The following is a 9,091-nucleotide window of genomic DNA, read 5'->3' as shown; positions in this document are numbered from 1 at the left end:
TACCCAACGATTATCTTGGGATAATTTCCCCTCAAAGGGCAGCTCAAAGTTTTCCGGTGGGGTTGAGGGTAACTCGCTTTTACGGTACATTAGCACTAATTAGAGAAGATGCAAGGGTGATGCAAGGGTTTTGAGCGATTCTAGCAGATTTAAGTGCATTTGGGAAGCTCTCAATCAAGCTAAAAGCCCTTTCCTGTAAGGTTTTTACCATTATTCAGCCAACCCCAATTAAACAACACTACAAGGAAGCAAAGGAGCTATGGAAAAATGATTACTGTAGGATTTAAAAAAGGACGATCACTCTTACAGCAAGATTTCTAGGGCCAAAGTGAACCCCGGAACCATATCCTCCCCGCTTAAAATCGCGTGGGCAGGATAATGAGTCGCCAAAAAGCTCTAGACTACAATTTTGGCAATAATCGGTCGTAGGATTGGATCATTCTTTCGTAAGTAAAGCGAGTGGCATTGATAAAACCTTTTTGCCTCAAATCTTCCAGGCGATCGGGAGCGAGAAGATTTTCTGCAATAATAGTAGCGGCGGCCTCGTGTTCGGTGGGATCGAAGTAAACGGCTGCATTATCAGCGATAACAGTCATGGGGAGACGATTGGAGGTAAAGACGGGACAACCACAGGATTGAGCTTCAATAACGGGAACACCGAATCCTTCCTGAAAGGAGGGAAAAATTAAAGCAGTTGCTAGGCAATAAAAGGCGCGGAGATCCTCATCGGAGACGGTTCCTAATTCGATTACTTGTGCGGACAAGTTATTCTGATTAACAAATTCTCGCATATCTGGCAGCAAAGGTTTTCCCATCAGGATCAATCGGCAATTTTCCAGACCGGGGAAAGTGATTAACCTCTTGAATATTTTCAGCAATCCCAATCGATTTTTATACCATTGGTCGCCCCCGACATGAATTAACCAGGGATAATCACGGTTGATATTAAATTTGCCCACCAGAGCTACTGCTGCTTCTTTTGTCATCGGACCGTATCCCTGATTCAAGCAATCCTCAATTACTTCCGTTTGTTCGGGAGCAATTTTAGTTAAACGGAGAACATCGGCACGAGTAGCTTCGGAAGAACAGACAACATATTTAGCCTGTTTTAGTCCTCGCAAAATCATAGCCTGATACTGTTTTCCCGTCCAACTGGTGGGATTTTCAGGAATTTCTCCTAGGGCGGAACGAATGGCCAGCATATCGTGACAGATGACAAAATATTTGCGATCTTTTAGATAGGGAGTTAAATAGGATAACGCCTGATCACAAATGCAGACGATATCGGCCCAATCCAGCTGCTGACGTAACTGCACTGGGAAAATAATTAACTTATCAATATACCCCAACCACTTGCCGAGTCCCTGGGGAGAAGGCTTCAGTTGACCGAAAATAGGCTGTGCTTGCACTCGCCGAATTTCGTGTCCTTTTTGTCTGAGTCCTTTCTCCACTAAACCGACAAAACGATTAATACTGATCTGCCGATCGTTGACGTAATTTCCTACTATTAAAACTTTCATGATTAGGCTCCAAAAAATCAATTTTTATGGCGGTAAAACTCTCAAACAGTCTCGAGGGAAATTTCGGGGTTAAGAACAATATTAGTCCCGCAAAATTTCCTCGTACCTTTGTCCCGCTCGCTCCCAGGTGTACTCCGATTCCACCATCGCCCGGCCATTATGGGACAGTTGTTCTCGCACAGAAGGATCATCGAACAACCTAGCGATCGCTGTAACGTACTCAGCAACGCTATTGGCGCGCAACGCCCTAGGAGCAATTCCCTCGGCTGCCACCGTTAAACCCTCTAAACCGCGATCGCTGGCGACAATCGGAATCCCAGCGGCCATGGATTCTAGGGTTTTGGTCTTGATTCCCAATCCCACCCGCAGGGGAACCACACCAACGGTTCCTCGGTGTAAATATTCCACTGTCGAGGGAACAGTCCCCGTCACGCTCACACCGGGATACTTGGCGAGTTCGAGAACTTCCGGTGCCGGGTTTGCCCCCACTAGGGTTAAGGTGGTAGCGGGATATCGCTGTTGAATGACTGGCAAGACTTCTAAAGCAAAAAAACGGGCGGCATCGATATTATGGGTAGAACTCATGGCACCGACAAAGACCAAATTATGACCGCCGGGATCCCGAGGACGATAGGGAAACAGGGCTAAATCCACGCCATTAGGCACGATATCCACCCGTGCATCCGGGAGGATTTTTAACAATTGTTCGCGATCGTAATCGGTAGTAGCCACTAATTGCGAAAACTTGGCACAGTAACGTTTTTCGTACTGATAGAGTAAGGGCAGATAGAGAAAATCCCGCAGCGGATAGGCGGAGGCTCCTCTATCTAAATGATTGCGTGTCCAACCGTACACGGAACTGTGAATATCCACTACTGTTTTGACTCGCTGACGGTATTCCGGCCGGACAAAAATCTCGCTGATACTCTGAGCGCAGAGAATCACATCACATTTTTGCTGCTCGACGTATTCATCTACTCGCTCTTGAATGAGCGGCGAACGATAACTAAGAACACTAGCAGGGGTCATCTGTACTATTCCCTCCAGAAAGCGCCCTGTTTGACCGATTAGTTTTGTCAGTCCCTTGCCTTGAGCGGGAATTTGCCGGGGCGGAAATAAGACAAGATCATCGGTAAAGGTTTTGAGTTCTTCGATCTGAGTTTCCGTGACATTCTCCACCCGACGGGCGAACAGGGTGACATCGTGGTTTTGATGAAGACATTTGATCAGGTTAAAAGTTCTCCCCTCCGTTGCCCCGCGACTAGGTGGATAGGGAAAGTTATTGCAAAAAAGGACTAATATTCTCATAATTATGGTTCGGCAGCGGTTTTTGACAATAATTCTACCGTTTCCTTTAGTTGGCTATATACAGGAATCTGAACTGGGTATTTCTCGATCTCCCCAAGGGTGACTTTTCCTCGCCCTGTTAAGAGCAATACGGGCTGACAACCAGCTTCTAGGGCGCATTCTAGATCACTGGCCGCATCGCCGATAAACAACGAGCCGGCTAAGTCGATTCCGTATTGGTGGGCGGCGGCCAGCAGCAGATAGGGGGAGGGTTTGCGGCACAGACAACCTTCGTCGGGATGGTGCGGGCAGATGGCAAGATCGTGAAAATGCACCCCCAATTGTCGGTATTCCTCGATCATGCGCCCGTGAATCGCCGCTAGATCATCCCAAGTGAAATAGCCCCTAGCGATCCCCGATTGATTGGTAATGATGATCAGCAGATAGCCGGCATCCTGCCACTGTTTTAAGGCAGCCGCTGCCCCGGCGGGAATGCTCACCTGTTCTGGTTTACTCAGGTAGGGGATATAGTCAATAACTACCCCATCTCGATCGAGAAATAAGGCTTTGTTCTTTTTCGCTCTATCTTCGCTTTTCTGGTCAGAATTGCCCGGAGATGGCGGAGATGGGTATTTTAGGTCATCGTCATTGACGGAAATTGCGGGGAAAGGATTCATTATGTTGGACTTTTTCGAGTCGGGGACTAGAATTCTCAGTTCTTCTGTCAGGGACGAGAGCTTGAACCGATGGACAGACAAAATTCGAGGGATTGTCGCGATTTGTGCTAGTTTTCTCGGCTAAATTGCTTCTCTTTACTATCTAGGTGTCAGAGTATAGCAATCACGGCATATTATACGCCGTCAGGCCTTTGGGCTTTTGATTATATCGGCGGTATTGTCAGGAATTGTTAACATTTTTGTCCAGCCAAACAAAAGGCCAAGACTCGCAAAGGTTGAATCCCCCGCTCAGAAATCCCCCATCCCAGCCAGAATACATCAAAAATTTATTTACAAACAAAACAAATTGTGCTAGAGTTGGCTGCGTTTGTCGTATATTCCGAGAATAACCGGCAAAAGATCACTCTTTTGACTCGATCGCTCTAGGTTTCTCTAGAACTATCATCGGCCTGTTGTTCTTGTCCCGTGATCAATTCTACCATGCTAGGGGTTTTGTACCCAATTAATGGACAGCGATTCTGGTCTTTTGATACTATTCAATGTAATGACAGAATGATTGAGAGTTAAATTTATTCAACTAATAAAAATTGGAAAATCAAACCTATGCGAATGGTGGAAAAATCAAACAAAAAATTGGATAGTTTCCAGAGCGATCCCTCTCTGTCAATTTTAATCAAGACTGAATTGGAAGAAGCTTATAACCTGAAGAAAAAACTACTAACCGAGACAAAATATCTAGAGAAAATCCAAGAGATTTGCCAAGTATGTATCCATGCTTATCGCAACAACCACAAAGTATTAGTCGCAGGTAATGGAGGCAGTGCCGCCGATGCTATCCATTTTGGCGGTGAGCTACACGGCCGATTTCTGAAAGAAAGACAGTCTTTGCCAGTTCGCGTCCTCAATAGCGATATCGCCAGTTTAACAGCGATCGCTAACGATTATGGTTACGAATATATTTTTAGCCGCCAGATAGAAGCGGAAGGAAACCCTGGTGATGTGTTTATCGGTATTTCCACTTCGGGAAATTCCGCCAATATCCATCAAGCTCTCAAAGTTTGTCAAGTAAAAGGTCTCACTAGCATCGGTTTAACTGGGGCGAAGGGATTAGCTCTAGAGGAAAAAACCGATTATTGTTTGATGATTCCTAGCACCAGTACCCCGCGCATTCAAGAAGGTCATGGTTTTGTTCTTCATACTATTTGTTTAGCGATCGAAGAAGCGCTCTTTCCTAACTAAAATCTCCTAGCAAAAAATCAACCTAAACAGCATACCCATGATCATCAGAACCAAAGCTCCTTTAAGATTAGGTTTGGGTGGTGGCGGCACCGATGTCGAGCCTTACTGTAGTCTTTATGGGGGTTACGTTCTCAACGCTACTATCGATCTCTATGCCTACTGTACAGTCACGGAAATTACCGACAAACAGATCATTTTTGTTGCCGCCGATCGAGGAGAACAACAAATAGAAACCCTCCAGTTTCCTCTCCCTTATAACGGCGTTCTCGATCTGCATAAAGCGGTCTACAATCGTTTGATTAAAGACTTCAATCAAGGGCAACCTTTGCCGCTGCAAATCACCACTTTTTCCGATGCGCCGGCTGGTTCGGGATTAGGTTCTTCTTCTACCCTAGCCGTAGCCATAGTTAAAGCCTTTGTGGAACTGTTAAAATTACCCCTAGGCGAGTACGATATCGCCCATTTAGCCTACGAGATCGAACGAATTGATCTAGGCTGGTTGGGGGGCAAGCAGGATCAGTACGCTGCCACTTTTGGCGGCTTTAATTTTATGGAATTTTATGAACAAGATCGAGTCATAGTTAATCCTTTGAGAATTAAAAATTGGGTGATCAATGAATTGGAAGTCTCTCTGATCCTCTACTATACAGGCATTTCTCGCTACTCATCTCAAGTAATTGAGGATCAAATTCAGAATGTCCAAGAAAAAAATGAGCAGGCGATCGCCGCTACCCATCAACTCAAAAAAGAGGCAATTCTCTTTAAAGAAGCACTGCTTAAATCAGATTTTATGGGGATAGCAGAAATTCTGAGAACTTCTTGGGAAGCGAAAAAGAAATTATCCAAATTAATTAGTAATCCACAGATCGATCACATTTATCGGGTAGCGAGGGAAACCGGGGCCTATTCAGGCAAAATATCGGGGGCCGGTGGCGGTGGTTTTATTATCTTTATGGTCGATCCTACCAAGAAAATCGAAGTAACTAAAGCTTTGAAATCAGAAGGAGGCCAAGTGATTAATTTTCACTTTACCAAATACGGAACCCAAGCATGGACATTATAGCAAACCAAGGATCAACGGGGAAGGATTGTCCCCATAACCCTAAAAATAGTTTTTAAAAGATTGGCAATAATTCAAATTTTTGAGGTGTATCTATGGATGTAATTATTCTGGCGGGTGGGTTAGGAACTAGGTTGCGATCGGTTATCAACAGTTTACCAAAACCTATGGCTCCCGTTGCCGACAGACCTTTTTTAGAATATCTATTAGATTACTTAATCTCTCAAAAAATTACCAACAAATTTTTAGTTTCTGTGGGCTATGAACATCAGAAAATTATCGATCATTTTGGTTATAAATACAAGGAATATGAGCTAACTTATCTGATAGAAGATACACCATTAGGAACTGGAGGAGCGATCCAGTTGGCACTAAATAAAATTCAAACCGAACAAGCATTAATTGTTAACGGAGATACCTTGTTTAATGTCAATTTATCCGCCTTAATTGATTTACATAATCAAAAGAAATCCCTGATAACTGTTGCTCTGAAGCCCCTAACTGACTTTGATCGTTATAATAATGTTATGCTAGACGATGACCAAAAAATTATCGGGTTTGAATCCAAAAAATATCAACATCAAGGCTATATTAATGGCGGCATATATTGTGTATGGAAAAACATATTATCCAGCTTTGATCTGCCATCAAAATTTTCTTTTGAGGACGACTTTCTCAAAGTTTATACCGAGAAAATTCCCATGTATGGCTTTATTTCTGACGAATATTTTATTGACATAGGCATCCCCCAAGATTACGAAAAAAGTCAGATTGAATTACCCTCTCTCATCTCAAAAGTATCCTTTTGAGAGAGTCTTGGTAGTCACCTAAGTTCAGCAAATTTATGTTTGTATCGTCAAATTATTTCTAAATAAATTCACCAGAGATGCTTGCTAGTTTCAATCAACCGATATTATCTATTGTTAGCCCGACCATCGGAAATTTTTCCGAATATTGGTTACAACAACTTTTATCCGTGCAGGGAAATGTAGAATTTATCTTAGTTTATCCTCCCGGCACAACTGCGGCCTTCATAGCTGACCCACGAGTAAAAATTTTCTACAGTCTCTACAAAGGAGAAACACCTCAAAGAGCCTTGGGTTTAATGAACGCCACCGGTCAGTATATACTGGCTTTAGATGATGATGACTTCGTGCATCCGGATGTTGTATCTCTAACTCTTGAATACTTTGAGAAATTTCCTCAGAGTTGGATACTGCGTTTGTTTAAAGAAAAAATAGACTACTTAGACGAAGAAAAAATTAAAAGACCTTGGCAGCCATTGCCCTCTCTTGAGCAACTTAGGATTGCAAGAAAAAGAGAGGATTCCTATCAGGATTTGGTAGAAGTTCCCATTGCCCCTCTAGAAAATCATTTTGATATAAAAGTTGCTCTCTGGCCCTACGCTAAGAGAAAAGACATTCATGGAAGTCATGTGGAACCTTTTAATAATACAATTTGGAAAAGTCCAGCAGTTAAAGAAGCTCTCACAGAAATGTTTCAAGGCACAAGAATGGCGGAACTTTTAACTTGGTTGCCTCTGTGGGGATTAGATAGGGCAATCGGACTATATATTCAAGCTAAATTTTTTCAAACAGGTGCTTGTATTGGTCATTGGATGCCCGAACCTGGTCAAATCAGATATATTGTTAGGCCTTATTCCTTAAAAACAGTGCGATTGTTAGTATTAGTCGAGATGTTGTTAGTCAAACAATTTCCCCAGTATGGCTACTTTTGGAATCTATTTTTTGAAGAATTTTACAACGGTGTGAAAATTAAAATTAGGCAAATATTTAAAAAGCTAAATTAAAGTTAACAGCTAAAAAATAGGAAGCAAGTCTTAATACTTACTTCCTTGACAGATTACAGATAGACTGATATTTTATACTTCTTTACCCAAGCGAGAACGAATAAAGAGTCGCGGCACATTTAAGATGTCGGGAATAACTAGATTCCACATATATCCGTATTGGGGAAAACGTCTGATCAAGTAAAGTTCAGAAAGTACCCCATAACGATTAAATCGTATATATTCAGGTGGATTATTTTCAATACGAATTTGTTCTGGCAGCGGTAAGAGATGACCAATAATTTTGCCTTTTCCTTGCTCAAAAAACTTCGCTTGTATAGCTAGTCCTAAAACTCGATCAAGACACCAAAAGGGAATATACTTAAGCGGACCAATAAAAGGCATTAACCCCACCAGATCCTTCAGGGTTTCCTGTACTATGGAAGTTTTCCAAACCTTCTTGTCAAAATTCTCTGTATGAGGACCTCGATGATCTCTTCTTCCTCTAAAAATACACATTACATCAAATTTATTATCGATAGGAGTAATGGGAATTTCCAATAGGTAGTTGCCTTGTTCGTATAGCTTAGAGTTACCTTGAGACCTACCACAAACTTCTAGTTTTTCGATGGGTTTTGGTGAGAGCCAAGGAGCTTCTAGAATTTCTTTTTTACCAAATTCAACATCTTTCCGGCTAAGTCTCATGACCCAACTATCAGGAAATCGGGAAAAGTATTGACTGCTAATTTCTGAAATGTCGGGATTGATATACTCATCACAATTAATTGTCAATATATAGGGAGCGGTAGCATTCATCAAACCTGTGGCACGTTGAATAATTTCTCCGCGTAAGGGACTGACTATTTGCTGTACCCTGGGGTCGGACGTGGGATACTTAGGTGCTCCTGGTGGATGAACCAAGATAAATTCTACTTCTCCCTTGACCTCGGTCAGCGCATTAAACCAGTGGTCAGCGAATCCTTCTCGGGTCGGAATAACAATTGATAGGCTTGGTGTTGACACCTTGTCCATGATAAAAAAATTTTTCCTCTATTTTTTGATGCCATTGTATCATAGTTCTCCGGCAACAAGGAAAATTTCTGGAAGATCAGAAGGCTGAGAGGTCAAGAGTGGGAATTCAAGAGAAATAAAATCGATATTCAACTTGTTTACCATTCTAAAATCTGATTTCTAGGTTTTTTTATCCTTGAAAAATTAATTATGGACAAAATCCGAGATATTGGTAGTCTGAAAAGCTTATATAGCAAGCCTAAAGGCAAATATTAACTAATATAAAATCGTGCCAAATTTCCCCCACTAAATCAGCATTTCCAATACTTCCCTTTTTCCCTTCCTCTTTTTCTACTTGACTCAATTGGCTGTAGAAGGGCAATTAATAGACAAATATGGTTCTTCGGTTTGTCTTATGCAATGGACGGGGTTATAAGGAATGAAACCCTTATAGAGACAGGTGTTGCTGCGATTTTTGTCAACTGTTTTCGATCTAGAGCGAACTAAT

Annotated in this window: 8 protein-coding genes; 4 read left to right on the top strand and 4 right to left on the bottom strand. The window is 42.3% G+C overall.

The features are described from left to right. Positions 1 to 401: 401 nt before the first annotated feature. The 3 genes from IM500_RS09280 to IM500_RS09270 all read right to left on the bottom strand — a co-directional run bounded on the left by IM500_RS09280 (position 402) and on the right by IM500_RS09270 (position 3,484). Positions 402 to 1,520: a glycosyltransferase family 4 protein gene (locus tag IM500_RS09280; RefSeq protein ID WP_287738176.1), complete on the bottom strand. Its 1,119-nt coding sequence runs from the start codon at positions 1,518 to 1,520 to the stop codon at positions 402 to 404. A gap of 81 nt (positions 1,521 to 1,601) precedes the next feature. Beyond that, a complete protein-coding gene (locus IM500_RS09275) occupies positions 1,602 to 2,828 on the bottom strand; it encodes a glycosyltransferase family 4 protein (protein WP_190721251.1) in 1,227 nt (408 codons plus the stop codon). 2 nt (positions 2,829 to 2,830) lie between these two features. Beyond that, positions 2,831 to 3,484, bottom strand: a complete 654-nt coding sequence (locus IM500_RS09270) for a D-glycero-alpha-D-manno-heptose-1,7-bisphosphate 7-phosphatase (protein WP_190721253.1) — start codon at positions 3,482 to 3,484, stop codon at positions 2,831 to 2,833. A gap of 603 nt (positions 3,485 to 4,087) precedes the next feature. Between IM500_RS09270 and IM500_RS09265 the strand changes: the two genes are divergently transcribed. The 4 genes from IM500_RS09265 (at position 4,088) to IM500_RS09250 (ending at position 7,593) form a co-directional block, all read left to right on the top strand. Beyond that, positions 4,088 to 4,723 (top strand): D-sedoheptulose-7-phosphate isomerase, encoded by a 636-nt coding sequence (locus tag IM500_RS09265; RefSeq protein WP_002796293.1) that lies wholly within the window; start codon positions 4,088 to 4,090, stop codon positions 4,721 to 4,723. 37 nt (positions 4,724 to 4,760) lie between these two features. Continuing rightward, positions 4,761 to 5,786: a GHMP family kinase ATP-binding protein gene (locus IM500_RS09260; RefSeq protein WP_287738175.1), complete on the top strand. Its 1,026-nt coding sequence runs from the start codon at positions 4,761 to 4,763 to the stop codon at positions 5,784 to 5,786. A 92-nt stretch (positions 5,787 to 5,878) separates the two neighbouring features. Next, positions 5,879 to 6,592 carry a nucleotidyltransferase family protein gene (locus tag IM500_RS09255; RefSeq protein ID WP_287738174.1) on the top strand — a complete coding sequence of 238 codons (714 nt, stop codon included), beginning with the start codon at positions 5,879 to 5,881 and terminating at the stop codon, positions 6,590 to 6,592. Between the two features lie 77 nt (positions 6,593 to 6,669). Continuing rightward, positions 6,670 to 7,593 carry a glycosyltransferase gene (locus IM500_RS09250; protein ID WP_287738173.1) on the top strand — a complete coding sequence of 308 codons (924 nt, stop codon included), beginning with the start codon at positions 6,670 to 6,672 and terminating at the stop codon, positions 7,591 to 7,593. Between the two features lie 72 nt (positions 7,594 to 7,665). On the opposite strand, the gene IM500_RS09245 is transcribed toward IM500_RS09250, so the two are convergent. Continuing rightward, positions 7,666 to 8,604: a transposase gene (locus IM500_RS09245; RefSeq protein WP_287738172.1), complete on the bottom strand. Its 939-nt coding sequence runs from the start codon at positions 8,602 to 8,604 to the stop codon at positions 7,666 to 7,668. Positions 8,605 to 9,091: the final 487 nt, after the last annotated feature.

It is taken from the genome of Microcystis sp. M179S2 (assembly GCF_020245805.1).
Taxonomy (GTDB): Bacteria; Cyanobacteriota; Cyanobacteriia; order Cyanobacteriales; family Microcystaceae; genus Microcystis; species Microcystis aeruginosa.
The sequence above is the reverse complement of the archived record's forward strand: the minus strand, read 5'-3'. Positions and strand labels throughout refer to the sequence as shown.

Bases quoted from the DNA above. Each gene is read 5' to 3' on its own strand.
- IM500_RS09270 (WP_190721253.1), bottom strand. From the start codon at position 3,484: ATGAATCCTTTCCCCGCAATTTCCGTCAATGACGATGACCTAAAATAC.
- IM500_RS09275 (WP_190721251.1), bottom strand. From the start codon at position 2,828: ATGAGAATATTAGTCCTTTTTTGCAATAACTTTCCCTATCCACCTAGT.
- IM500_RS09260 (WP_287738175.1), top strand. From the start codon at position 4,761: ATGATCATCAGAACCAAAGCTCCTTTAAGATTAGGTTTGGGTGGTGGC.
- IM500_RS09265 (WP_002796293.1), top strand. From the start codon at position 4,088: ATGCGAATGGTGGAAAAATCAAACAAAAAATTGGATAGTTTCCAGAGC.
- IM500_RS09255 (WP_287738174.1), top strand. From the start codon at position 5,879: ATGGATGTAATTATTCTGGCGGGTGGGTTAGGAACTAGGTTGCGATCG.
- IM500_RS09280 (WP_287738176.1), bottom strand. From the start codon at position 1,520: ATGAAAGTTTTAATAGTAGGAAATTACGTCAACGATCGGCAGATCAGT.
- IM500_RS09245 (WP_287738172.1), bottom strand. From the start codon at position 8,604: ATGGACAAGGTGTCAACACCAAGCCTATCAATTGTTATTCCGACCCGA.
- IM500_RS09250 (WP_287738173.1), top strand. From the start codon at position 6,670: ATGCTTGCTAGTTTCAATCAACCGATATTATCTATTGTTAGCCCGACC.